We start from the raw sequence: 24,687 nt of genomic DNA, 5'->3' as shown, positions 1-24,687 counted from the left end.
TTATTTAACGGCCACTTTCACTGCGACATCGGCGCCATAGTCATTAATGTTGTTAACGGTCAGGGTTTCGCCGCGGTTGACGGCGGAGGAGAGCGCCACCGTCTGGCTGGACTGCGGCGCCAGCATCACGGTTTTGCTGTTCAGGGCTTTACCGCCGTCGCGGGAAATACGGCTGACGGTAATGTAGAACGGCGTCGGGTTGTTGATGGCGAGACTACTGCCGCTGGCGGTCAGGGTCAGCTTCTCGGCCGCCGCATCGCGGTTGCCCAGTCCGGCAGGACGATAAATAAATTTAAAGCGCGAACGGATCGCCAGCTGCAGCACGTTCTGGCCTTCATTTTTCTGATTGGCCACCACCGGCGGAATTTCCAGCAGATTCAGCCACCACAGCGTCTCTTTATCTTTCGCCAGACCGGCGCTGCTGCCGAGCTTAATACGCAGCGTCTGGCCGCTCTTGGCGTCAACGCGCGAAATCGGCGGGGTGATAATAAACGGGGTGGTAATGGTATCCGGTGTGGCATCGGCATCGCCGTTATCCAGCCAGGCCTGCGCCAGCGCCGGACGGTCGGCGTTATTTGAAAGCTGTACCGTTATTTCTTTTTCATTTCCTGGATAAATAAAGCGGGTACCGTTAACAATAATATTGTTGGCATGGGCCGCAAAACTAAAAATGAAACAGAAAAAAAGGGCAATACGCTTCATGCTGACCTCAGAATAAAAATACAAGCGGCGGACATTGCCGCTTTATTATTGTTATTAACTGCCCCATCGCGGGGCAGTTTTATTTTCTGACGGAATTACTGGTAAGTAATTTCGTAAGTCGCGTAGCTGTTAACCACACCGGTGGTTACCGTGGTCGGCGCGCTGGTGGCGTAGCCTACGTAGTAGGTGAAACGCGCGCCATCAGCGACAGCGGAAGCGTCGCCTTTCGCTTTCGGCTGAGTGCTGTCACCCGGGATGATTTTGTTGGTCAGCGCGGTAGCGTTGTCAGTAGACAGCACCAGCTGGATGTTCTGAGCACCGGAAGCTTCGGTGTTCGCCAGGTAGCCCTGTTGTTTGCTGGTTGCGCCAGCCAGCAGGTTACCGCCGGTCCAGTTCACGCCCAGTTTGCTTACGTCATCCTGTTTAGTGCCATCAGCCGCCTGGCAGTTAGAGACGTCAATGGTGAAAGATTTCGGTTTCAGGTAAGTATCCGCTGCTGCCGCTTTAACTTCAGTCAGGGTTACCGGAGACAGGTAAACGTTCGCATCGCTGCCCTGGCCGTTAACGGAAACAGTACAGGATACATCGGTAACTTTACCGAAGAAATTAACCTGGCCGCCGCCAACAGTGGTATCAGCTGCATGGGCAGCAGTCATGCCAAAAAACGCGGTTGCCATTGCTGCAGAGAGAAGAACCTTTTTCATTGCTATTTCCTTGTCAGAGTGAATTACGAATCCATGAGCACACTGTGAATTCGCATAGAACCATAAACATCAGGCGATGCTGATTTATGCCACTGCTAATAGAATCTTCGACTGACCGGGATCCGCAATATTTAAGGCGTCAGGTAACGAACCTAAAAATATAAGTTCGCTGGTGCTATCGGCGTCAAAGAATGCTATTTATTCGCCGACAAATATACATTTTTTCGGTGATGCTTCCAACCTAATGATTTAGGGAAGGTGCGAACAAGTTCCTGATATGAGATCATCATATTCATCCGGAGCGCATCCCAGAGGGACATCATGAGCCATCAACTCACCTTCGCCGATAGTGAATTCAGCACTAAGCGCCGTCAGACCCGAAAAGAGATTTTCCTCTCCCGCATGGAGCAGATTCTGCCATGGCAGAATATGACCGCTGTCATCGAGCCGTTTTATCCCAAGGCGGGCAATGGCCGACGGCCCTATCCGCTGGAGACCATGCTGCGTATTCACTGCATGCAGCATTGGTACAACCTGAGCGACGGTGCCATGGAAGATGCCCTGTACGAAATCGCCTCCATGCGCCTGTTTGCCCGATTATCCCTGGATAGCGCCCTGCCGGATCGCACCACCATCATGAATTTCCGCCACCTGCTCGAGCAGCATCAACTGGCCCGTCAATTGTTCAAGACCATCAATCGCTGGCTGGCCGAAGCAGGCGTCATGATGACCCAAGGCACTTTGGTGGATGCCACCATCATTGAGGCACCCAGCTCTACCAAGAACAAAGAGCAGCAACGCGATCCGGAGATGCATCAGACCAAGAAAGGCAATCAGTGGCACTTTGGCATGAAGGCCCACATTGGTGTCGATGCCAAGAGTGGCCTGACCCACAGCCTGGTCACCACCGCGGCCAACGAGCATGACCTCAATCAGCTGGGTAATCTGCTTCATGGAGAGGAGCAATTTGTCTCAGCCGATGCCGGCTACCAGGGAGCGCCACAGCGCGAGGAGCTGGCCGAGGTGGATGTGGACTGGCTGATCGCCGGGCGTCCCGGCAGGGTAAAAACCTTGAAGCAGCATCCGCGCAAGAACAAAACGGCCATCAACATCGAATACATGAAAGCCAGCATCCGTGCCAGGGTGGAGCACCCGTTTCGCATCATCAAGCGGCAGTTCGGCTTCGTGAAAGCCAGATACAAGGGGCTGCTGAAAAACGATAACCAACTGGCGATGTTATTCACCCTGGCCAACCTGTTTCGGGTGGACCAAATGATACGTCAGTGGGAGAGATCTCAGTAAAAACCGGAAATAACGCCAGAAATGGTGGAAAAAATAGCCTAAATAGGCTGATTCGATGTGTTTGCGGGAAAAAAATCGGCCCAGATCCGCGAAATTTTAATCAGCGAGTCAGCTTGGGAAGAAATGACCTACTTATTCGCACCTTCCCTGACTGCCCCCACACACACCATAACAGGGATATCCCCAGCAACCTGTTTTGCCAGAGTCGCGACACGTTTGCGCTGCTCCGGGGTTAGATAGGCGTAGCTACCGGTAGACCCCAGAATACCCATTGAATCCACCCGTGCCGTCGTAAGGCGGGCCAAAATATTATTGAATCCCTTTTCATCGACGCCGTTGGCGGTAACAGGGGTCATTGGGAAAGCAGACAAGCCGGTGAACATGGTGTTTCTCCTCAATGGTATTACGGTTGTTGCTCTTCAATGAGAGTTACGTCAACCCGCAGACCTGGCATCATTGCTTCGAGGCCATCGGTCAGCATCTTCCCGGCTTCGTGAAGTTTTTCCAGTGGCATTTGCGGCAGACTCTCCAGAATAAACCACATGTGCTGTGCTTCCACATCTAAGCGGGTTCTGACTCCTTGTCGCCAGTTCCAGCGACGGCAGGTCACACCGGCATCATCACGCCAGATAACTTCACCTTGCGAAGGATATTCAACGGCGATTTCACCCTCTTTTACCGTATCAAACGGCTCAGTGCCTGTTGCCACAACGAGGCGTGGTAGCCCCTGATAGGCAGCAATGTTCTCGCCCCCCACCGGCACGGCGTAGCGAAGGCTAACGGCATTATAGAGATCAACGATGGGGTCAAGTGCTGGCATCGCGCCGTCACGTAATACACGCTTACGTAACGCATCAGCTGAACAAGGGGTGCGTTTAGGCTTAGCGCCAAACGTCTGAAAAATCTCAGCCCATGCAGCTAAATGCGATTCTGCCCACTCAGGCTCACCGACAAGAACCGCTTCACAAGCTTCTCTCAGCGCTGTTTCACCAATATCAGGGTTCAGCACCGGCGCAGCGTTTACATAGATACTGAGTGCCCGGAAACCGGGTGCAATACGATAAATTTCAGGGGCAATTGACGGAGATACTGTTAACACGGAATAATCCTGTAATGACCAATTTAAATCATGATAATGACCAATGACTAAAAAAGTCAATTTAATGACCGATGCTGGTTCGATTGCCAGCACAGTAAATGAAGCTGTATCTCAGCGGATTAAGCTGTATCGCAAACAAAAAAAAATCTCCCTTGATGAACTCTCCCGCCGGGCGGGCGTCAGCAAGGGTGCACTGGTTGAAATTGAGGGGTGCCGGGCAAATCCCAGTATTGCTCTGTTGTGCCGCCTGGCCGTCGCGATGGGGGTTTCGGTGGCAGACTTTGTGGATGTCAGTTCGAAACCAACGGTGCATCTCATCGCTGAAGAGGAAATCCCCGAATTATGGCAAGGCGAAAAAGGCGGACGAGCCAGACTGCTTGCAGGATCAGGTGGCCCTGATATGACCGAGATGTGGATGTGGGAAATGCAACCGGGGGAAAAGTTTGCTTCCCCCGGCCACACAGATGGAACGCTTGAATTGTTTTACGTCCAGGAAGGCACACTCACACTGGGTGTACAAGATCACCTGTATCAAGTGAACACCAACTGTTCGGCAACCGCGAGAACAGACGTTGCGCATTGCTATGAAAACCGAGGAGCGAGCCCATTGGTGTTCATCATGACGGTACATGAGAAATCATCCTGAGAGTTACCCAACATACCGTTCGGTCCTGTCTCGTCACATATTCGTTTACAAGGAGTTAATCAGTGGATAACCCGCATCTCAGTTTTACTAAAGACCTGTTTACGGTCACAACCGATCCCGCCTTTTTTGAGCTGGAAGCCATTCATGATTACCTTTCGCAATCGTCCTGGGCTCCTGGTATTGATATAGAAACGGTCAGTGTATCTATCCAGAACAGCCTTTGTTTTGGCCTACTGGATGGCACAAGACAGATCGGTTTCGCCCGTCTGGTGACAGACTTTGCCACTTTTGGTTATTTGTGCGACGTCTACGTGCTGAACGACTATCAGAAAAGTGGCCTCGGTCGTTGGTTGATTGAATGCTGTCACGCCCATCCATTGATGTCACGCCTGCGACGGATAATGCTGGTCACTGACAGCGCCCCTTGGCTATACCAGAAAATGGGGTATCTCCCGTTGAACCGACCAGACTTTGTCTGGCAGATCAACCGACCAGACATGTATCGTAAAACCGAAGGTAAATGAAGACTGTTTGGAGAGTAATATAGACTGTCAATCCGTAGGGCTGAGCATCTGCTGCGGAATAATTTGGCATATTCGCGAGACAACGTTGAGACGTCTGCTTGAGGCCCGGAACTTAATGTCAACTTAGCCATAGCCCATCTTCCACTTCTTTGCGCTATCTCGTTTATGAACCTAGTCATTCCGGGTATCATTTTGCGATTAGCATTCCAAAACCAAATTTAAGATAGGCATGTTAGCACTATCGCTGCGATCGCCCCTGAGGATTTTCATGAACAACGCCGAACAACAGTTCCTGAACGAGCTGGATAACAAATTCTGGAAAGCCGCCGACAAGCTACGCGCCAACATGGATGCCGCCAACTACAAGCACGTGGTGCTGGGGCTTATCTTCCTCAAGTATGTGTCCGATGCCTTCGAGGCGCGTCAGCAGGAGCTAATCACCTTGTTCCGCGATGTCGGCAACCCGGACAACATCTATGCCATGTCGCGCGACGGTTACGACTCTGATGAAGAGTACGCACAGGCGATTGTGGATGAACTGGAGGTGGAAGATTACTACACCGAAAAGAACATCTTCTGGGTGCCGAAAGCCGCGCGCTGGGACACGCTGAAAAACAAAGCCATGTTGCCGACCGGCACCGTGCTGTGGGTGGATGAAACCACCGGCAAGGATGTGACGCTGCGCTCTGTGTCCTGGCTGGTGGATAACGCGCTCGATGAAATCGAAAAAACCAACCCGAAGCTGAAAGGTATTCTGAACCGTATCAGCCAGTATCAATTGGGCAACGAAGTGTTGACCGGGCTGATTAATACTTTCTCTGACGCCAACTTCAGCAACCCGGAATATAACGGCAAGAAGCTCAACTTAAAGAGCAAAGATATTCTCGGTCACGTGTACGAATATTTCCTCGGCCAGTTCGCGCTGGCGGAAGGTAAGCAGGGCGGCCAGTATTACACGCCAAAAAGCATCGTGACCCTGATTGTTGAATGCCTACAGCCGTATAACGGCCGTGTGTATGACCCGGCGATGGGTTCCGGCGGGTTCTTCGTGTCCAGTGACCGTTTTATTGAAGAGCACGCGGGCGAGAAGCAGTACAACGCCGCTGAGCAGAAGCAGAAAATCTCCGTTTACGGTCAGGAATCCAACCCGACCACCTGGAAGCTGGCGGCGATGAACATGGCAATCCGTGGCATCGACTTTAATTTTGGTACGAAAAATGCCGATACCCTGCTGGACGACCAGCATCCGGATCTGCGCGCCGACTTCGTTATGGCTAACCCACCGTTCAACATGAAAGAGTGGTGGAGCGCGAAGCTGGAAAACGACGTGCGTTGGAAATACGGCACGCCGCCGCAGGGCAACGCCAACTTCGCATGGATGCAGCACATGATCCACCACCTGGCGCCGAAAGGCTCGATGGCGCTGCTGCTGGCCAACGGCTCGATGAGTTCCAACACCAACAACGAAGGCGAGATCCGCCGCAATCTGATCGAAGCCGATCTGGTGGAGTGTATGGTGGCGCTGCCGGGACAGCTGTTTACCAACACCCAAATCCCGGCCTGCATCTGGTTCCTGACCAAAGACAAATCCGGCGGCAACGGTAAAGTCCACCGCAAAGGCCAGGTGCTGTTTATCGACGCCCGCCAGATTGGCTATATGAAAGACCGCGTATTGCGCGATTTTACCCGTGAGGATATCGCCAAAATTGCCGACACCTTCCAGAACTGGCAGGCGGATAAAAACTACGAAGACGAAGCCGGGTTCTGCTTCTCCGCAACGCTGGAAGATATCCAGAAAAACGACTTTGTGCTAACCCCAGGCCGTTATGTCGGTGCTGTCGAGCAGGAAGAAGACGATGAACCCTTTGCCGAGAAGATGGCGCGACTGACCGAGCAGTTGAAAGAGCAACTGGAAGAGAGCGCTGAGCTGGAGAAGCAGATTAAGGCGAATCTGGGGGGATTGGGTTATGAGTTTTGAGTTATATGAATACAAAATTGAGGATCTAGGTAAAGTTATCACTGGTAAAACACCGCCTTCCAAAATTAGTGATGCTTTTAGCGCACAAGGTATTCCTTTTGTAACGCCAAAAGATATGGACGGTCGTAGACTTATAGATAAAACCGAAAGGTATTTGTCTTCCCAGGGTGTCGAAGCGGTGCGGAATTGCTTACTGCCTCAAAATAGTATTGCGGTATCTTGTATTGGTTCAGATATGGGGAAAACGGTTTTATTACCCGGTGAAAGCATTACTAATCAGCAGATAAATGCCATCGTTGTAGATTCAGAACATTTTGATTACAAGTATGTCTATTATTATCTTTCAACTCTGCAGGATGATTTCAAAGCAATTGCTGGAGGAAGTGCAACCCCAATTTTGAATAAGGGGCACTTTAGCCAATTTAAGGTTTCATTACCCGTTAAACCCGTGCAAAATAAAATCGCTTTAATACTTGACTCCTTGGATACAAAAATAGAAGTAAATACCGAAATCAACCATACTCTCGAACAAATGGCGCAAGCCCTGTTCAAAAGCTGGTTTGTCGATTTTGAACCGGTAAAAGCCAAAATGGCAGTGCTGGAAGCGGGTGGTTCGCAGGAAGACGCGACGCTCGCCGCCATGACGGTTATTTCCGGGAAAGATACTGATGCGCTGGAGGTTTTTGAGCGTGAACACCCTGAGCAGTATGCCGAGCTAAAAGCCACGGCAGAACTGTTTCCGTCTGCGATGCAGGATAGTGAGTTGGGAAATATCCCTGTGACATGGGAGTTAGGGAAGCTTCAAGATTTGTTGGTATTACAGAGAGGTTTTGATCTCCCTTCATCGGCACGAAAAGATGGTGAGTTTCCTCTGATTGCCGCCAGTGGCCCCAACGGTACTCATAATGTGGCAATGGCTAAAGCTCCGGGCGTTATAACTGGTCGTTCTGGTGTGCTTGGTAAAGTTTATTTAACGCTTGAAGATTATTGGCCATTGAATACAACCCTTTGGGTAAAGGAATTCAAACGTGCAACACCCTGTTACGCTTATGAGTTGCTGCGACTATTAGATATGAAAGCGTTTAATGCAGGTTCAGCTGTTCCTTCTTTGAACCGTAATCATATACATAGTTTGAGCTATCCACTCCCCCCTATGGCATTAGTAAATTTGTTTGAATCATCAGCCTTGCTTTTGCATCAGCGTGCACATGTAAATTTAAAACACTCTCAATCTTTGGCATTACTCCGCGACACCCTTCTCCCCAAACTCCTCTCGGGTGAAATCACCCTACCGGAAGCCGAGCAGGCGGTAAGTGAGGCGGAAAATGTATAAAGTCGATACGCCGACCAATAGTCTGCATTCTCTGCAAGAGGTGTCGTTCAGCAGCCTCGGCTTTCGCGAGCGCGATCACCTGCAGGAGTGGCTGGCAAAGAATCCCCAGGCGTTAACCCGCGACAACGACGATGAGTTGCTGATTATCCAGAAAGAGTTCGCCGGTTTTGACGACACCAAAGAACGTCTCGATCTGCTGGCGCTCGATAAAAAAGGCAACCTGGTCATCATCGAAAATAAGCTTGATGATTCCGGGCGCGACGTCGTCTGGCAGGCGCTGAAATATGCCGGCTACTGCGCCAACCTGCGTCAGGAGAGCGTGGTGGAGATCTTCCAGCTTTATCTGGATCAGTATGAGCCCAACGAGAACCGCCAGGCGGCAGAGGTCATCGCCGAATTTATGGGCTGGGAAAGCCTGAAAGAAGGGGTGCTCAACCGCAAAGGCACCCAGCGCGTCATCATGGTTGCGGCCAATTTCCGCAAAGAGGTCACCAATACCGCGCTGTGGTTGATGCAGTTTGGTATCCGCGCCCAGTGCTTCAAAGTGACCCCCTACCGTTTTGGTGAAGACGTGTTTGTCGATATCCGCCAGGTTATCCCAACCCCGGAAGCGGAGTCGTACATGATTGGCATGGCGCAAAAAGAGGCGGAAGAGCAGTCCACCTCCAGCAGTAGCGAACTGCAGCAGCGTCACTATCTGCGCCGCGAGTTCTGGACGATGGCGCTGGAAAAATTCCGCACCAGCCCCTGTTCACTGTTTAACAACCGCGCTCCCTCAACCGATCACTGGCTGGCTGCCGGGTCGGGCGTTAGCGGCGTGCCGTTTGAGCTTATCTTTTCCCAGAAAGACGCTCGCGTGCAGCTCAATATTTCGCGCGGAGATGCGCTGGAAAACACCTGGTTATTTGAACGCCTTCAGGAACGTAAAACGCACATTGAATCGCTGTTTGGCGAGCCGCTCGACTGGCGGTTGCTGCCAGAGCGAAAAAGCTGCCAGATCGTCTGTTCAAAGACGTTTGACGGCGGCAATAAAGAGATCTGGCCTGTCATTATCGACTGGATGATGGATAGCATGAACCGTCTGGAAAAAGCGATCCGCCCGAGCCTGCTGGAACTGGCGATTGAGCTGAAACAGACCGGTATGATCACCGAGGGAGAGGAAGAGTAATGCTGAGCGAAGACGATTTAGAGCAGCAATGCCTGAAATGGTTTGCTGAACAGGACTGGGAAGTGCTGCACGGGCCAGATATCGCGCCGGATGGCGACAACCCGCTGCGTGCTTCATTTCATGATGTGTTTCTGCGCCCGGTGATGCTGGAGCAGCTGCAAACCATCAACCCCCATCTCCCTGTTTCCGTGCTGGAAGAGGTGATACTCCGTATTACCCGCCCCGAAAGCCCGGATCTGGTCGTCAGCAACAAAGCATTCCATCACCTGTTGCTCGACGGCGTACCCGTTGAGTACAAGCGTGAAGACAAAACGGTTCACGATAAAGCCCTGCTGATGGATTTCAACCATCCCGGCAATAACCGCTTTATGGTCGTAAATCAGGTGGCTATTCAGGGGATAAAACAGGTTCGTCGTCCGGATATTATCTGCTATATCAACGGCCTGCCGGTGGCGGTGATTGAGCTGAAAAGCCCGATTGATGCCAATGCCGATATCTGGGCTGCGTTTAACCAGCTGCAGACCTATAAAAACGAACTCAGCGACCTGTTTATCTGTAACGAAGCGCTGGTAGTGAGCGACGGGCAAAATGCGCGTATCGGCTCTCTGACCGCTGATGAAGAGCGTTTTCTGCCGTGGAAAACGGTGGCGAACGAAGATGATAAACCGCAGTTTCACTGGCAGCTTAAAACGGTAGTGCAGGGCTTCTTTAATAGCGAACTGCTGCTCGATTACATTCGTTTCTTTGTGCTGTTTGAAAACGATGGCAAACGGCTTATCAAAAAGATTGCCGCTTACCATCAGTTCCACGCGGTGCGTGAAGCGGTTGCGGCAACGATTGTGGCCTCTACCGGTAAACATCTTCCGCTGCGCAGCAACATTACCCCCGGCAGTAAAAAAGCGGGCGTGGTGTGGCATACCCAGGGCTCCGGCAAAAGTATCTCTATGTGCTGCTATGCCGGGAAACTGCTGCAACAGGCGGAGATGAACAACCCGACCATTGTGGTGGTGACGGATCGCAACGATCTCGACGGCCAGTTATACGCCACCTTCTGCCAGGCACAGGATTTGCTGAAGCAGACGCCACTACAGGCCAACGATCGAGATGAATTGCGCGAGTTGCTTAATGCCCGTGAATCCGGCGGCATCATCTTTACCACCGTGCAGAAGTTTGCGCCGCTGGACGGTGAGCAGAGCCATCCGGCACTCAATCAGCGCAGCAACATCGTGGTGATTTCGGATGAAGCGCACCGTAGCCAGTATGGCCTGAGCGCCACGCTGGACAGACAAACGGGTGTCTATAAATACGGCTACGCAAAACATATGCGCGACGCGCTGCCGAATGCGTCGTTTATGGGCTTTACCGGCACGCCGATTGCCTCGGAAGATAAAGATACCCGTGCCGTGTTCGGTGATTATGTCTCTATCTACGACATTCAGGATGCGGTCGATGACGGCGCAACGGTGCCGATCTACTACGAATCCCGGCTGGCAAAACTCGACCTGAACCATGAAGAGCTGGAAACGCTCTCTGATCAGGTCGATGAACTGGTAGAAGACGAAGAAACGGGCCAGCAAGAAAAAACCAAAGGTGACTGGAGCCGTCTGGAAAAGCTGGTCGGTTCAGAGCCACGTATTCAGCAGGTCGCCGCCGATCTGGTTCAGCATTTTGAAACACGTAACACTGCCATGAACGGCAAGGCGATGGTTGTCGCCATGAGCCGCGAGATCTGCGTGAAACTGTACGATGCCATCGTGGCGATACGCCATGAATGGCACAGTGAAGACGTTGAACAAGGGGCGATCAAAGTCATCATGACCGGATCGGCGTCAGATAAAGATCACCTGCAATCGCATATTTACAACAAACAGACCAAAAAACGCCTGGAAGCCCGCTTTAAAGATCTGAACGATCCGCTGAAACTGGTGATTGTGCGGGATATGTGGCTGACCGGGTTTGATGCCCCATGCTGTCACACCATGTATATCGACAAACCGATGCGCGGCCATAATTTGATGCAGGCGATTGCCCGCGTTAACCGTGTGTTCCGGGATAAACCCGGCGGGCTGGTGGTGGATTATATCGGCATTGCCAACGAGCTGAAGCAGGCGCTGAAAACCTATACCGATTCAAAAGGCAAAGGACAGACAACGGTCGATGCCAGGGAAGCCTTTGCGATTCTGCTGGAAAAAATGGATGTCATTCATGGGATGTTTGCCCGTTCGGCGGGTAAGCCGGGATTTGATTACACGGGCTTCTCCCGCGATCCGCTGGCCTTCTTGCGTGATGCCGTGAACTACATTCTGGGACTGGATGACGGTAAAAAACGTTACCTCGATGTCTCGCTGGCGATGAGCAAAGCCTGGTCACTATGTAACACGCTGGATGAGGCCGAACCCTTACAGGAGGAATTCGCGTTTCTTTCGGCGGTCAGGGTGGGGCTTATCAAACTCGATCCGAAGGCCAAATTTAGCCAGTCCGAAAAAAACTCGCTGCTGAGCAAGATCCTCGATAACGCGGTTGTCGCGACCGGGGTTGAGGATGTCTTCGCACTCGCCGGGCTGGATAAACCGAACATAGGTTTGCTGTCCGATGAGTTTTTGGAAGAAGTGCGGGAAATGCCGCAGCGTAATCTGGCAGTGGAACTGCTGGAAAAACTGCTCAATGACGGCATTCATGCCCGTTCGGGCAATAACGTGGTGCAGCAGAAGAAATACTCCGACCGACTGAAAGCGGTGCTGCTCAAATACAATAACCGCGCCATTGAGACCGCGCAGGTGATTGAAGAGCTGATCCAGATGGCGAAAGCGTTCCAGGAGGCGATGGCGCGTGATGATGCGTTAGGGCTGACCCCGGATGAAATCGCCTTCTATGATGCGCTGGCTGAAAATGAAAGTGCAGTGCGTGAACTGGGCGATGATACGCTGAGAAAGCTGGCCATCGAAGTGACATTGAAATTGCGGCAGTCCACCACCGTGGACTGGCAGGTGCGTGAAAGCGTGCGTGCCCGATTGCGTATTCTGGTGCGCCAGACGCTGCGTAAGTATAAGTATCCGCCGGACAAAACGCCGGGCGCCGTGGAACTGATTTTGAAGCAGGCAGAAGTGGTGTCGAACAGCTGGACAGTCTAAAACGTTCATCGATTATCTTGACGGAGGTGGTTCAATGTCGGTTACTGTAACAGTTGAAAAAGTAGGGGCGGCATTTGCATTGATCAAATGCCACCATAGGCCTGAAGCAGAATATGAATTTACTGGTGAGTTTCTCGTGCTTTCACACGAGCTGAAGTTTGCAGGGAAGAATTTACGAGAACTGAGAGAAACTGGCTGTTCTATTTATGGAATTTATCAGGATGAATACGGCATGACCTTACTTCCTGATCATCCCGGCATTAAACTGGCCGAAATACTAGCGGTATCAAATATAGGACTGAATAAATTTTCGGTTTACATGGGATGTCGCGAGCAAGAGATAGTTGAATTGTTGAACGGTTCAGTTTCACTGACGAAAGCTATGGCACTCCGGTTATCGCATGTAGTCGGTGGAAGTTGGTCGAAGTGGATGTTAATTCAAGAGCAGTTTGAATTACAGTTGGCACAACGAGAGATTAAAGAATTAATGATTTTGACTAATATCGGGGATGAGGTCGTTGGATTATAGTAAAACAACCATCTTTAACTGATGGGTTTGGCCTTTCCATCCATAAGAAAGGCCATTTCTGTAAAAAAATAAATTACCCGCGACTGCAGCCGAAGCTACGGTCGCCATCTCCGTATACTTTTGTATCAAGTTTAGCCAGGTAGTCAAGACGATTCAGTAATTTATTGTATTCTCCTTCAAAGTTAAAATCATTGACGTCTAATATATAACGACAATTTTCAGGGTAGTGAACCAATCCCGGATAATCATCCAGTTCCAATCCCAGTGCGCTATACCATGCTCTTACAATCATCATCCTTAAATTGCTTTCGGCCTCATAATCACCTAAATGGTAATAAGCATCTTTGTTAAAAAAAAGACCAATATGAAAATGACATTTCCCCTCTTCGGAAAACTCCCTTACCCAAACATGACGAACACGATTTGGATAAATTCGTTTACCGTTAGCTGCTCTGGCTTTCTCATTGGCCTCCAGCATTGCATTTAACGCATTACGGAAACGGGATATAGCACCAGGCTCTAGATTAGGAAAACAGCAAACAGTGTCACCTCTGTCTAAAATGGGTGGATAATGAACATCAACACGTAACGCCATTGTTCTGGGGAATTCACTGATAGCATCATTGACGACTCGTTCAATATGTTTTTTATAGGCGAGCACATGCTCACCATGGGAACCATGATATAATTCCATGCTTCGATCCTGTTGTTAGCCCTACGGCTTATGATAGCCGTATACAGTAAAATGATCAGACATAGCTGAATGTCTGTGGTTAGTTATATTAATTAACTATTAATAGTAATGACTGTTGTATAATACCTTTCCAACAATAAAACTTGTTATCAACCCATTACCCATGCAGTAAAATACTTAAAAAGCAACTCTGCAATTATAATCACCCAAAGATGCCATTATCCCAGTGTCTTTTTACCGTGGAAATACTTATTCCTAAGATCTTTGCCACCTTGGATTGAGAGTAATGCTTAGCCTTCTCACTCTGAATTAAATGGTAATATTTACTTCCTTCAGGCCTTCCTAGAATTTTCTTTGATTTTGCTTTGTTAGTAGGCATATTTTACCCTCATCAAGCTATTAGGTACTAACTCCATACTGTCGAGATGTATGCAACTAAGTGGTTATGCTTAACATTGGTATCAGAAAGTATGGTTTACTTCACCGTTAAAGGGGTTAATAATGATGGCATCTCCTCCTTTCATCGCCTTTTGAGGTGTATCGCCTTCGGCAATCACCGGGACCATTACCGCTAGATCATTTGTGTAATAAATTGGTATCCAGCAATAGCATGATTGTTTATGGTGGATTTTATTTCTTTTCAATACCTCTTCAATTCCAAATGTAATAAGTTCAAAGATTGGCATAATCACAATGCTGCTCAAATCAAAAAAACAACCATCGTAAACTGTTTCCTTTATCAGTATGATATTTGACAACCCTCCTGCAATTAGATGTTTGTGGTTCACGCGCCGATCTGTGTAAATAAAAATTGCTTTTTTTACATTGAAGCTTTTTATAATGTATGTGAGCTTTTCATGAATTAATTTTTTTTCACTCTTCCCCATCTTATCATGAGATATTTTGTGTGCATAAAAATTCTGGTCGATAACCTCGTTCCGGTGTCGAATGTGAGTGTTCCAGACGGAATGAAAAAACTCTTCGTAAGTTAATTTTGGCTCCCCCCGTGCTATTGACGGGGCCTTCTCTTCAAAAATACAGCCTAATGTTGACTCCAAAGTTTGAGCTATATGATATTGCGATGTTATTTTATTCAATGCTGGGACTGTGGCGTTTAATAAAAATGATATCACCTCTGACCTGGAGTATCCTTTTGCATTGCTATAGTCGTCAATTGCATCAATAGTAGAACTATTGTTTACGCTGAAAGTGATGCGTTTTTTCATATGTGACCTTGAATTTTGTTAATGTGAGATGTGATAAATAGTATTAATCTCCCCCCATTGTTAATGGAAGGTTTGTATTAACTAACCCGGCTATTCTTTAGAATAGCCGGGGGAGGCCTCTATTAGTTACTATATACTGAGAAGGTTAATAGGTATCTATCAATGTCTTTACGTGACCAATAGTGTCGGTTTTTAATTTTCTTCGGTCGCGGTAAACCATTAGGCAGTTTGTCTTTGCAAAGCCAAGCTCGAATAGTTTGTACTTCATAGCCAATAATATTAGCTAACTCGCGGGTAGAAATTAGTTGTGACTGAGAGGGTTTTTGATGTTTGATATCGCTCATTTCATCACCCCAACATTTGATATGTGGGCAAATAAGACGATCATTGTTTTTAACAGAGATGAAAGAATGAAATGAAAAGGGGTGAATATGGGGTCTCTATCGGGATCGGGGTCGCTACTACTACCATCCGATGAAGATGATGATGAGTTTTTTGATGACGTTGTTGAACTTCGGCGTGAGCGGGAAGTATTCCCCTTTGGTGGAAAAGGGCATGTTATAGTATTGACTACATTCCTAATAGCAACTAAAAGTTTTGAAACACGGTGCCAAAGAGGTAGTATTCGGTCAGTACTACTATTATTAAAACGCTGAATTGTTGTTTCCCAAAAATTAGAACTTTTGTTTTTAGTCGGATGTAAACCCCATCTCGCTCTGATTTCCGCACTTCGGTCTTCTCTTGATACAGTTATTGGGTTAGTCACTGTAGTTAATCTCCTGCTTAGTGAGTGAATGTAGTTAGCAGTAATAAAAGATAACTGAAAAAAAATTTCTGTCAACACATGTGATTTTATGTAAGTTGTTGATATTTGATAAAATCAACGCTTATCAACGTTGTTTTTTATTTTTGCTTCTTCTAAGATCCATAATTCAACTTTTTCATGCCATTTTCTTAGCAAATCTAATGGACGGCGGCGATAGTGCTTTTCAGCAAGAGCGCTAGGCTTATGGCCCATAATCTGCGCAACAATACCTGTTGGTACTTCGACCCATTCAGCGAGGGTCCCAAAACTACGGCGCAATCCGTGCAAGCTGATATGTGGTAACTCCGCGCGAGTTAATGCTCTATTATGTGCTGAACGCGGTTCAATAATTTTGCCACTTTTGCTGTTACTTCTGAAAACCCAATTCTCCTCGTTTGTACCACGATTGGGGATCTCCATCAGTGAGCGTAACAAGTCAGAAACATAGGGAGTGAGGGGGATAATTCGCTCGCCTTCGATCTTGTCTTTAATTCTCATGCTTGACCATTTGAAATCTATGTCAGACCAGCGAAGTGAGGAAATTTCTTCACGCCGTGCACCGGTGAGCAAAAGCACTTGGAGATAGGCTGATGCAATGGGATTATTGAGGCTACGCACGGCACTGAACCAGCTTTTGAGCTGTTCTTTTTGTAAGCAATCTCCCGCTTTGCTCGCTGATATTGGAACCATTTTTCTCACGTTATGATCTTGTGCAAGATCGCCATCGATTATTCCCTGATATTTTTTCTGGTAATTAGCCCATTTGATGAATGCACGCAACAGACGGTAGGCATGAGCAGTGACGGTAGGCCGATTTTGTCTCTCTGTACTTAGCCATTCGGCAATGTTCTCTGGTGTTAGTTCTGATAATGGTCGGTCGAGCAGGCTAGCCAGTGGCCCAGGTGAGGTTGGGCCCCGGCCTCTTTTTTTACTTTCGCCTCCACGACTGGACAAGTTAACGTGATCGGCAATGTAGCGTGCAGAGTAGGGGCGTTTAGTTTTTGCGCTGATTCCGGTTCTCAATTCATCAAGATAATCTTCCCAAGCGCTTGAAAAGGTTGCCTTCGTTTTACGAGATTCAGCCTGCTGTGATTCCGCTTCAGCAATTTTTTCCGCCTTAGCTATACGCGGATCTATCCCAGTATCGATTAATGTTTGCAGTCGCCTGGCTTCGGCCCTCGCATCATCAATCCTCCAATCGTTAATGTTGCCAATGGTCATGCGAAGGGTTTTTCCCGCATACAGGCTTTGGAATACAAAGGCTTTTGCTCCACGAGTTGCTCGACATGCCAAGCTTGTTACGTCCGTATCCCAAAGGAAAACTTGGTTTTTCCCTTCAGGTAAAGTAAATCTTCGAATTCGTTCGAAGGTTAGTTTTTGTCTTGAAAGCGCCATTTTTAGGGTTCCTGTTGGGGATTACGGTTTACAGTAATGTAACGGCTGGTGTAAGTAAATTGAAAGGATAAACATCAACACTCATCAATTTACATCAACAGGTTTTTTGTTTTAATATTATGATTTAAAATGATAAATTTGTGATTTCTGATGGTTGTTCAAGCAGTTAAAATATAAAAACTTCGCATTCGTAATGCGAAGGTCGTAGGTTCGACTCCTATTATCGGCACCATTTAAATCAATAAGTTACACATCACTAGTACCTTCCTTATTTTTTGACTGGGACAAATTTGGGACCGATGGGTTCAGGATCGAGTCTATTTGCCGTGCATGTTCGGTAAGGTGATTAGGTGCGAGGTGAGCATATCGACGAACCATTTCGATAGACTCCCAGCCTCCCATTTCCTGTAACACTGACAACGGGACTCCGGCTTGAACCAGCCAACTTGCCCAGGTGTGTCTCAAGTCGTGAAATCTGAAATCATCAATACCTGCTCGTCTCAGCGCCGCTTTCCAGGCTGTGTTTGCGTCATACCGCATCTTCCTGACCGTTGGCGCTTTCGTTCCGTCTGGTTTGGTACAGCTTTCCTTGTACACAAATACCCAACGGTGATGATTCCCGATTTGTTTTTTCAATACGCGACATGCAGTATCATTCAGCGCAACGCCAATTGCGCGGTTTGATTTACTCTCTTCCGGGTTTATCCATGCCACCCGGCGCTGCATATCTATTTGTTGCCATTCAAGGTTGATGATGTTCGAGCGTCTTAAGCCTGTTGCCAGTGCAAATTCAACAACAGACTTTAATGGCTCCGGACATTCATCAATCAGCCTTTGTGCTTCATGGGGCTCCAGCCAGCGGATCCGTTTATTCTTTGGTTGAGGCACTTTAATAATTGGTGCCTTATCCAGCATTTTCCATTCACGCTCTGCGGCTCTTAGTAGGGCCTTTATAAATGAAAGATGCGTAGCCTTCGTTGCAACGGACGCTGGTTTTGGCGTGTATTCTGGAACAGGTTTCCCTTTTTTTCTGCATGCTTCTGCCCTGAGTTTCCAGTTTTCCTCATGACGCCGGTTCGTCATTTTCTGCATTGCTGAATAAATTTTTGATTCAGTAATGTCTCTTAGTTGCATTCCTGCGAAATGTTGAAGCCAGAATCCGATCCGGCTTTTGTCATCGTCCAGTGATTTTTTATGTGCTTTCTCTTCAAGCCACCTGACACACGCTTCCTCGAACGTTATATCAGGTATTTCACCAAGTTTGCTGACCCGCCATGCTTCAGCCTTTAGCTTGTCATGGAGTTCTGTCGCCTGCCTTTTGTCCTTTGTTCCAAGAGACTGTTTAAATCTTTTACCGTTCGGCAATGTGAAACTGGCGTACCATATTTCACCTCTGCGGAAGAGTGACATTTTCTTTCCTCTGTTATGCCATCACCCGCGCTCACCTGGACAGTATGCAGCGGAGACTGAAGAGCCGCAATGCAGGCTTGTCGTGTTGTGAGGTAAGGAGATTTATTCTTAGTGGGATCTTTGCGTGTTGCCTGAAGACGCCCTGTGCGTATCCAGTTAATGGCAGTCGGTCTGGATATCTTGAGAAAATGACAGGCCTCATCGAGTGTGAGGCTGTATGGCTCCATTATTTCACCTCTTGCTGTGACATTGTTGAAAAATGGATACCAGCTCGTTGCTGCCAGACGATCCAACCGAGAGTCATATCCCATGCCATGTATTCGTTATCGCCGTTTTTTGCTCTCCGACGATCTACTAAGTCACCGAAACGCTTTTCCATGAATAATTCATAAGCTTCGCGTTCATCTGGTTCTACTTCCAGCGATAGGAGTGCGATTTCATAAGCACGGCGCTCAATATCGTCTCGCACGTCAAGGCTGCTGATACGCTCTTTAATTTCTTTAATCAGTTCTTTGTCGGTAAAAGTGATCATTATGCTCCAGCCTCCGGTGCTTTTGGCATTATTGCCCAGTGAGTGATATTGACGTTTTCAAGGTCCCCGACCTGAAATGTCCACTGCCATTCTCCGGTTTCTTTTTGTCCCCAGGTGTACCAGAGAGAACGCCAGCCAATTAGCCAGCCTTCTCCGTTAGCATCGAATAACAAAACACTTTCATTTGCTGGTGGCAGTTCAGCTGACACTGGTATTACTTTGTTTTCCTGTGCTGCACATTTAGCTTCAAGCGCATCGAATTTACGCACCAGGTATTCAGCATCTGTTTCATTTACTTTCAGATCTCGCGGTACACATCTCCCACGAAGAAACCCTTCCATTTCGAAAACATTCATGCGCATTTGCGTAACTCCGATAACTCGTTAAAACGTTCCATAAACATCCCGTAGGCATGGCCCGGTGCCTGTGGAATCACTTTGAACATCTCTGTTGCCGGGATACCTTCCAGTACAGGCCAGAAAGAGCCATCATCAAGCCCGAGATCGCGGCGTTCGGTTGCCAGCATAATGAGATCGGCATATTTCACTGGCGTGCTCATAACAGGAGGTAACCCGTATTTCTCACGTATTACGGCGTCTATTTTTTCTTCCATCCGTTTATAGTCAGGAAGAAGTCGTTTCAGTGGTGCGGGGATGTCCTGGCAATATGCTTCTGTTGCATCATGCATTAAAGCTTCAAAAGCAAATTCCTGTGGCACCAGCTGGCTGCAAAGCACCGCATGTTGGGCGACACTGTAGAAGTGTGAAAGATGTCCTGCAAAGCGACAGATATTTGAAAGGGAAACCGCGATATCGTTAATAACGATGTCGTCTTTATTTATCCTGTCATAATAAAAATGCTTCCCGGAAAAAGTTTTAATAAATGACATTTTGTTCTCCACGTATATGCGCTGCACCGCGCTGAATTCGGGTAAAAGGAAGCCCTCACCGTCCGGCGATTATTGAGTCAATTACATTTCCATAAATGCCCCCGTAGGGGCGGTTAGTTTCTCCACAAAACAGAGAAGAACACCTGCGGTGGCAGCCGCCCGGATGGATTGGGTTATGAACCCGTCGTCCGGTGATGCTCTTCTCTGTTTTGTAAAAAGGACGGTACCAGCCGGAAGCAAGGGTACAAGCTGGTACCGCCAAGACTACACACAGCATAAAGTTGTGGTGCCGGGTGCCTCCCGGTGCCTGGCGAAGGTTGCACACCAGGCGGGTGGGTATCCACAGAAGGTCGACTGTCAGCCTCAACCTTAACCCGCGTGCGCTGAGCCGCATTCACCACAACGCTAAGGATTCTCTCTGGTTGAAAATACTTAGCTGTTATGTGCCTGTCTTTTCACCACTTCAGGCTCGGTGGTATCCTTTTAAGCCCGTATACATAAAAGGAAAATCAAATGACTTTTGATGAAAAAGAACTTGATAATGCAATTAATAAAATCATCGTAACGTCGCTCTTTTCCTGTCTCAGCGACACTCAGCAAAAACAGTTCTACGAATCGGCTTTCAACATGATCGAGCGTTGTTGTTTCTGCGATGCCGACGAGTTACCTGAAAAAATCAGGAAACAGTTGGCTGATGCTCTTCGAGTGCGACTTTCTGACCAATTTTCTGAAATGTACTCTCCGAATTTGGACAAATAGAAAAAGGCCATTTCCATTCAGGGTCTGATGGAAATACTTCAGCCTGTTCCAAAGCACGGCGTAAAGAGAACACAACTCCAGCCATAATCTGATGTTTCCCATTGGTCCAGCTATCGCCGCTCTGATCTACAGGGGCGGCTATGTCGTATGACCAAACGACTTCACAGTTATTGTTTAAAATCTGGACTTTCATTTCATACACCTGCTTTAACATGAGTGCCTGGTGGCACAACATGACTCAACGAATCATCCTGGACTTCATATGCCCCAGGCGGCTACTTCGTGGGCGTCCTGCCTGTTCGTTGTTTCGCTTGGGTACATTATGTATCTCAAAGGTACATTGTCAAGTATAAAAAAACCTGCCGAAGCAGGTTCATAAACATTGATTAGGCTTTGATTTTGTATCTTCTTGGTTTTCCTGAGAAAATCACTGTGCCAATTATAGAGCAATTACCGTTGATCTTAATGTAAGGCTCAGGCCAGTTTGGGTTTAACGCTTTGAGATAACGCTGTGTCCCATCTTCTATCAACCTTTTGAAGGTGGTTTCGCCTGTATCGTGCATCAATGCAATAACGTCGTCACCGTGGCAGGCAGGTACTTCAGGATCGACAAAAATCATGTCTCCCGGGCGGTACTCATCAATCATTGAATCACCTATCACCCGCAAGATATAAGTCATTTCCCCACAGGGTACAGGGCAGGGATACGTTTCTGCTGTGCTCAAATCAACCTCAGAATATCCAACTTCTTTCCATGCTCCGGCCTGTACCCATGATATGACAGGGACTAATGTGATTTGTTTATTAGTGATTGAAACATCAGGTTTTTTTGTGATGTTCGTTGTCTGGTGTTCTTGATCGAGCCATCCGACAGGCAGGTCGAAACATTTTTCGATGTGTCGTGCCATGCTGTCACCGATATTTTTAGTAGCACCATCCCCCATAAACCTGCTGGTCTGGGTTGGCTCGCGATCAATCATAGTGGCAAAGGAAGAATTCCCGCCAACACCATCTCTCAGTTTTCTGGCGTTAGACCGCCGGATGTCATGGATTGTTTTCATAACGAAATTAAAACCCTTGTACCGTTAAGGTACAAGTATCTTGAAGGTTCATTTCAATCATGTAATATGTACACCGGAGGTACATATTGTATGAAAGCGTATTGGGACTCTTTAACCAAAGAACAGCAGGGCGAGTTGGCCGGAAAAGTTGGCTCAACACCTGGCTACTTACGGCTGGTTTTCAATGGCTATAAAAAAGCCAGTTTTGTGCTGGCTAAAAAACTTGAGCAATGCACGTCAGGTGCAATTACGAAATCTGACTTAAGACCGGATACCCGCCAGCAGGATGATCTGAACAGTCTGGATGAACTGCAAACGCTGGCGATTGATGTTGATTATCTCGAGCCCGGTAACGGGCCTGACGGCGATATCGAACATCACACCGAAATAACCCTTCCTTCCTGAGGATCCTCATGTTTGTCAAACCTGTTAAAGGGCGGTCAGTTCCTGACCCTGCCCGCGGCGACCTTTTGCCCGCCGAAGGGCGAAATGTTGACGAGAACAACTACTGGCTGCGCCGTGAAGTAGCGGGTGATATCCGGCGCGTGAATAAAAAGGTGAATACCGATGACGAGCTTTAACACCATTCCGTCGAATACGCTGGTTCCGCTGTTTTATGCGGAAATGGATAATCAGGCGGCGAATACTGCACAGGACAGCGGAGCATCGCTGCTGATTGGTCATGCCAATAACGGTGCAGAGATTGTTGCCAACAGTCTGGTACTGATGCCGTCGGCAGACTATGCACGCCAGATTTGTGGTGCGGGAAGTCAGCTGGCGCGTATGGTCGAGGCTTATCGCCAGACCGACCCGTTTGGCGAGCTATATGTGATTGCCGTTCCTGAATCCACGGGCGCGGCGGCAACGGTTACGCTGACGGTGACCGGCGCGGCAACCGAAACCGGCACGGTGAATGTTTATGTGGGACGTACCCGCGTGCAGGCACCGGTGACCAACGGCGATAACGTTGCGACGATTGCCAGCAGTATCCAGGATGCCATCAATGCCGTTCCGACCCTGCCGTTTACTGCCTCATCTTCGGCAGGCGTGGTCACACTGACCGCGCGTCATAAGGGGCTTTGCGGGAATGAAATTCCTGTCAGCCTCAATTACTACGGCTTTGGTGGGGGCGAAGTGCTGCCAGCGGGCGTACAGATTGCCGTGGCGACGGGTACCGCCGGAACGGGCGCTCCGGTTCTCACCGGCGCGGTGGCTGCAATGGCGGATGAGCCGTTTGATTATATCGGCCTGCCGTTCAACGACACAGCCTCCGTTAACACGCTGGTGACCGAGATGAACGATACCAGCGGTCGCTGGAGCTATGCGCGTCAGCTGTATGGTCATGTGTATACGGCAAAGATCGGCACGCTGTCAGAACTGGTGACCGCAGGTGACCAGTTTAACCAGCAGCACATTACCCTGGCGGGATACGAAAAAGAGACCCAGACGCCTGCCGACGAGCTGGCGGCAAGCCGTACCGCCCGCGCAGCGGTGTTTATCCGCAACGATCCGGCACGTCCCACGCAGACCGGTGAGCTGGTGGGTATGCTGCCTGCGCCGAAGGGGAAACGGTTCACGATGACCGAACAACAGACCCTGCTGTCTCATGGCGTGGCAACGGCGTGTGTCGAAAGCGGGGTGCTGCGCATTCAGCGTGATGTCACCACGTACAGGAAAAACGCTTACGGTGTTGCGGATAACAGCTACCTCGACAGCGAGACGCTGCATACCAGCGCGTATGTGCTGCGCAAACTGAAATCCGTCATTACCAGTAAGTACGGGCGTCACAAGCTTGCCAGCGACGGTACCCGCTTTGGTCCCGGTCAGGCGATTGTCACACCGGCGGTGATCAAAGGGGAACTGCTGGCAACCTACCGTCAGCTTGAGCGTGCGGGGATCGTGGAAAACTACGAACTGTTTAAGCAGTACCTGGTTGTGGAGCGTGATGCCAGCGATCCGAACCGCCTGAACACGCTGTTCCCGCCTGACTATGTTAACCAGTTGCGTGTCTTTGCCGTGGTTAACCAGTTCCGTCTTCAGTATTCAGAGGAGTCTGCATAATGGCCCGTATCGGGGGAACCTGTTATTTCAAAATTGACGGTCAGCAGCTATCGCTGACCGGCGGCATTGAGGTGCCCATGAACAGGACGGTCAATGATGACATCATCGGCCTGGACGGTTCAGTGGACCGCAAGGAAACTCACCGTGCGCCCTATGTCAAAGGGACCTTCAAGGTGCCGAAGAATTTTCCGGTGAACAAAATCACCTCGTCTGATGAGATGACCATCACTGCCGAGCTGGCGAACGGTCAGGTCTATGTACTGTCGTCTGCCTGGCTGCACGGCGAAGCGAACCATAATGCCGAAGAAGGCACGGTTGATCTTGAGTTCCACGGTGAAGAAGGGGATTACCAGTGATTGAGCTTGTACTTAAAAAACCGATCATCGCCCACAAAGAAACACTGCATGTGCTGGAAATACGTGAGCCTACGTATGACGAGATTGAGGCGCTGGGGTTCCCTTTCTCTGTTTCACCTGATGGTGGTATGAAAATGGACAGTCAGGTAGCGCTGAAATATATCCCGCTTCTGGCCGGGATCCCGCGCTCGTCTGCAGCGCAGATGACGAAGCTGGATATTTTCAAGGCAGGCATGATTGTAATGCGTTTTTTTACCGGCTTGGAGACGGAAGAGACCTCCGGAAGCGATTCTACAATGTCGCGTGGTTCTGGAAATTAAACCCCCTTGAACTTCGCCGGACGGCTATTTCCCACTTTGCTGATCTGGAGGCAGAGGCCGTCC

25 protein-coding genes and 4 pseudogenes are annotated in these 24,687 nt (G+C 48.9%); 14 read left to right on the top strand and 15 right to left on the bottom strand.

Annotated features, from left to right (window positions below):
- Positions 1 to 702 (bottom strand): type 3 fimbria chaperone MrkB, encoded by a 702-nt coding sequence (mrkB, locus tag ACU8XX_RS19375; protein WP_000820818.1) that lies wholly within the window; start codon positions 700 to 702, stop codon positions 1 to 3.
- A 95-nt stretch (positions 703 to 797) separates the two neighbouring features.
- The gene (gene mrkA, locus ACU8XX_RS19370; RefSeq protein WP_002916128.1) at positions 798 to 1,406 is read right to left on the bottom strand and encodes a type 3 fimbria major subunit MrkA; all 609 of its coding nucleotides are present in this window, start codon (positions 1,404 to 1,406) and stop codon (positions 798 to 800) included.
- A 321-nt stretch (positions 1,407 to 1,727) separates the two neighbouring features.
- Here mrkA and ACU8XX_RS19365 point away from each other — a divergent pair, with 321 nt between their 5' ends.
- Positions 1,728 to 2,708, top strand: coding sequence for an IS5-like element ISKpn26 family transposase (locus ACU8XX_RS19365; protein WP_086550188.1), 981 nt, complete (start codon positions 1,728 to 1,730; stop codon positions 2,706 to 2,708).
- Positions 2,690 to 2,944 carry a hypothetical protein gene (locus ACU8XX_RS19360; protein ID WP_305955147.1) on the top strand — a complete coding sequence of 85 codons (255 nt, stop codon included), beginning with the start codon at positions 2,690 to 2,692 and terminating at the stop codon, positions 2,942 to 2,944. The genes ACU8XX_RS19365 and ACU8XX_RS19360 overlap by 19 nt, the downstream gene beginning before the upstream one ends.
- Here the strand turns inward: ACU8XX_RS19360 and ACU8XX_RS19355 are convergent.
- A pseudogene (locus ACU8XX_RS19355) lies at positions 2,846 to 3,091 on the bottom strand (dihydrodipicolinate synthase family protein); the annotation flags it as partial. The gene ACU8XX_RS19360 and the pseudogene ACU8XX_RS19355 sit on opposite strands and share 99 nt — an antisense overlap.
- A gap of 20 nt (positions 3,092 to 3,111) precedes the next feature.
- On the bottom strand, positions 3,112 to 3,807 hold the full coding sequence (locus tag ACU8XX_RS19350) for a B3/B4 domain-containing protein (protein ID WP_001581469.1): 696 nt from the start codon (positions 3,805 to 3,807) through the stop codon (positions 3,112 to 3,114).
- 43 nt (positions 3,808 to 3,850) lie between these two features.
- On the opposite strand from ACU8XX_RS19350, the gene ACU8XX_RS19345 reads away from it, so the two are divergent.
- The 7 genes from ACU8XX_RS19345 (at position 3,851) to ACU8XX_RS19315 (ending at position 13,116) form a co-directional block, all read left to right on the top strand.
- Positions 3,851 to 4,453 (top strand): helix-turn-helix domain-containing protein, encoded by a 603-nt coding sequence (locus ACU8XX_RS19345; protein ID WP_001581470.1) that lies wholly within the window; start codon positions 3,851 to 3,853, stop codon positions 4,451 to 4,453.
- Positions 4,454 to 4,515: 62 nt separating this feature from the next.
- Positions 4,516 to 4,977: a GNAT family N-acetyltransferase gene (locus tag ACU8XX_RS19340; RefSeq protein ID WP_019077728.1), complete on the top strand. Its 462-nt coding sequence runs from the start codon at positions 4,516 to 4,518 to the stop codon at positions 4,975 to 4,977.
- A gap of 268 nt (positions 4,978 to 5,245) precedes the next feature.
- Positions 5,246 to 6,955, top strand: a complete 1,710-nt coding sequence (locus tag ACU8XX_RS19335) for a class I SAM-dependent DNA methyltransferase (RefSeq protein ID WP_113372772.1) — start codon at positions 5,246 to 5,248, stop codon at positions 6,953 to 6,955.
- Positions 6,945 to 8,288: a restriction endonuclease subunit S gene (locus tag ACU8XX_RS19330; protein WP_113372773.1), complete on the top strand. Its 1,344-nt coding sequence runs from the start codon at positions 6,945 to 6,947 to the stop codon at positions 8,286 to 8,288. The genes ACU8XX_RS19335 and ACU8XX_RS19330 overlap by 11 nt, the downstream gene beginning before the upstream one ends.
- Entirely contained in the window at positions 8,281 to 9,456 is a 1,176-nt protein-coding gene (locus tag ACU8XX_RS19325; RefSeq protein ID WP_001581473.1) for a DUF4268 domain-containing protein, read from the top strand. The genes ACU8XX_RS19330 and ACU8XX_RS19325 overlap by 8 nt, the downstream gene beginning before the upstream one ends.
- Positions 9,456 to 12,587 carry a type I restriction endonuclease subunit R gene (locus tag ACU8XX_RS19320; protein WP_240765261.1) on the top strand — a complete coding sequence of 1,044 codons (3,132 nt, stop codon included), beginning with the start codon at positions 9,456 to 9,458 and terminating at the stop codon, positions 12,585 to 12,587. The genes ACU8XX_RS19325 and ACU8XX_RS19320 overlap by 1 nt, the downstream gene beginning before the upstream one ends.
- A 34-nt stretch (positions 12,588 to 12,621) precedes the next feature.
- Positions 12,622 to 13,116, top strand: coding sequence for a helix-turn-helix transcriptional regulator (locus ACU8XX_RS19315; protein ID WP_210761268.1), 495 nt, complete (start codon positions 12,622 to 12,624; stop codon positions 13,114 to 13,116).
- Positions 13,117 to 13,189: 73 nt separating this feature from the next.
- Here the strand turns inward: ACU8XX_RS19315 and ACU8XX_RS19310 are convergent, their stop codons facing one another.
- The 11 genes and pseudogenes from ACU8XX_RS19310 to ACU8XX_RS19260 form a co-directional block, all read right to left on the bottom strand.
- The gene (locus ACU8XX_RS19310; protein ID WP_210761266.1) at positions 13,190 to 13,810 is read right to left on the bottom strand and encodes an inovirus Gp2 family protein; all 621 of its coding nucleotides are present in this window, start codon (positions 13,808 to 13,810) and stop codon (positions 13,190 to 13,192) included.
- 461 nt (positions 13,811 to 14,271) lie between these two features.
- Positions 14,272 to 15,036 carry a hypothetical protein gene (locus tag ACU8XX_RS19305; protein ID WP_016246899.1) on the bottom strand — a complete coding sequence of 255 codons (765 nt, stop codon included), beginning with the start codon at positions 15,034 to 15,036 and terminating at the stop codon, positions 14,272 to 14,274.
- An 880-nt stretch (positions 15,037 to 15,916) separates the two neighbouring features.
- Positions 15,917 to 17,311: pseudogene (locus ACU8XX_RS19300) on the bottom strand (tyrosine-type recombinase/integrase).
- A gap of 171 nt (positions 17,312 to 17,482) precedes the next feature.
- Positions 17,483 to 18,601, bottom strand: coding sequence for a tyrosine-type recombinase/integrase (locus tag ACU8XX_RS19295; RefSeq protein WP_226235061.1), 1,119 nt, complete (start codon positions 18,599 to 18,601; stop codon positions 17,483 to 17,485).
- A complete protein-coding gene (locus tag ACU8XX_RS19290; RefSeq protein WP_077873866.1) occupies positions 18,523 to 18,957 on the bottom strand; it encodes a helix-turn-helix domain-containing protein in 435 nt (144 codons plus the stop codon). The genes ACU8XX_RS19295 and ACU8XX_RS19290 overlap by 79 nt, the downstream gene beginning before the upstream one ends.
- A complete protein-coding gene (yfdT, locus tag ACU8XX_RS19285) occupies positions 18,873 to 19,178 on the bottom strand; it encodes a protein YfdT (RefSeq protein WP_000627693.1) in 306 nt (101 codons plus the stop codon). Before yfdT ends, ACU8XX_RS19290 begins: the two co-directional genes overlap by 85 nt.
- Positions 19,178 to 19,540: a phage protein gene (locus tag ACU8XX_RS19280; RefSeq protein ID WP_032301943.1), complete on the bottom strand. Its 363-nt coding sequence runs from the start codon at positions 19,538 to 19,540 to the stop codon at positions 19,178 to 19,180. Before ACU8XX_RS19280 ends, yfdT begins: the two co-directional genes overlap by 1 nt.
- Positions 19,531 to 20,067, bottom strand: coding sequence for a 5'-deoxynucleotidase (gene yfdR / locus ACU8XX_RS19275; RefSeq protein WP_000008235.1), 537 nt, complete (start codon positions 20,065 to 20,067; stop codon positions 19,531 to 19,533). Before yfdR ends, ACU8XX_RS19280 begins: the two co-directional genes overlap by 10 nt.
- An 81-nt stretch (positions 20,068 to 20,148) precedes the next feature.
- Positions 20,149 to 20,468, bottom strand: a pseudogene (locus tag ACU8XX_RS19270) (hypothetical protein).
- Between the two features lie 275 nt (positions 20,469 to 20,743).
- Positions 20,744 to 21,019: a hypothetical protein gene (locus ACU8XX_RS19265; protein WP_021563905.1), complete on the bottom strand. Its 276-nt coding sequence runs from the start codon at positions 21,017 to 21,019 to the stop codon at positions 20,744 to 20,746.
- 193 nt (positions 21,020 to 21,212) lie between these two features.
- Positions 21,213 to 21,887 carry a LexA family protein gene (locus ACU8XX_RS19260; RefSeq protein ID WP_000848748.1) on the bottom strand — a complete coding sequence of 225 codons (675 nt, stop codon included), beginning with the start codon at positions 21,885 to 21,887 and terminating at the stop codon, positions 21,213 to 21,215.
- 90 nt (positions 21,888 to 21,977) lie between these two features.
- Between ACU8XX_RS19260 and ACU8XX_RS19255 the strand changes: the two are divergent.
- From ACU8XX_RS19255 to ACU8XX_RS19235, 5 genes and pseudogenes are all read left to right on the top strand, one after another.
- Positions 21,978 to 22,175, top strand: a pseudogene (locus ACU8XX_RS19255) (transcriptional regulator); the annotation flags it as partial.
- A 125-nt stretch (positions 22,176 to 22,300) separates the two neighbouring features.
- Positions 22,301 to 22,468 (top strand): DUF2635 domain-containing protein, encoded by a 168-nt coding sequence (locus tag ACU8XX_RS19250; protein ID WP_065312204.1) that lies wholly within the window; start codon positions 22,301 to 22,303, stop codon positions 22,466 to 22,468.
- A complete protein-coding gene (locus tag ACU8XX_RS19245; RefSeq protein ID WP_073514595.1) occupies positions 22,455 to 23,948 on the top strand; it encodes a phage tail sheath subtilisin-like domain-containing protein in 1,494 nt (497 codons plus the stop codon). The genes ACU8XX_RS19250 and ACU8XX_RS19245 overlap by 14 nt, the downstream gene beginning before the upstream one ends.
- The gene (locus tag ACU8XX_RS19240; RefSeq protein ID WP_000090997.1) at positions 23,948 to 24,304 is read left to right on the top strand and encodes a phage tail tube protein; all 357 of its coding nucleotides are present in this window, start codon (positions 23,948 to 23,950) and stop codon (positions 24,302 to 24,304) included. The genes ACU8XX_RS19245 and ACU8XX_RS19240 overlap by 1 nt, the downstream gene beginning before the upstream one ends.
- Positions 24,301 to 24,624 (top strand): phage tail assembly protein, encoded by a 324-nt coding sequence (locus tag ACU8XX_RS19235; protein WP_000571713.1) that lies wholly within the window; start codon positions 24,301 to 24,303, stop codon positions 24,622 to 24,624. The genes ACU8XX_RS19240 and ACU8XX_RS19235 overlap by 4 nt, the downstream gene beginning before the upstream one ends.
- Positions 24,625 to 24,687 lie beyond the last annotated feature (63 nt).

Source organism: Escherichia sp. MAL-1 (assembly GCF_052948035.1).
This window is presented reverse-complemented; position numbering and strand designations above follow the sequence as displayed.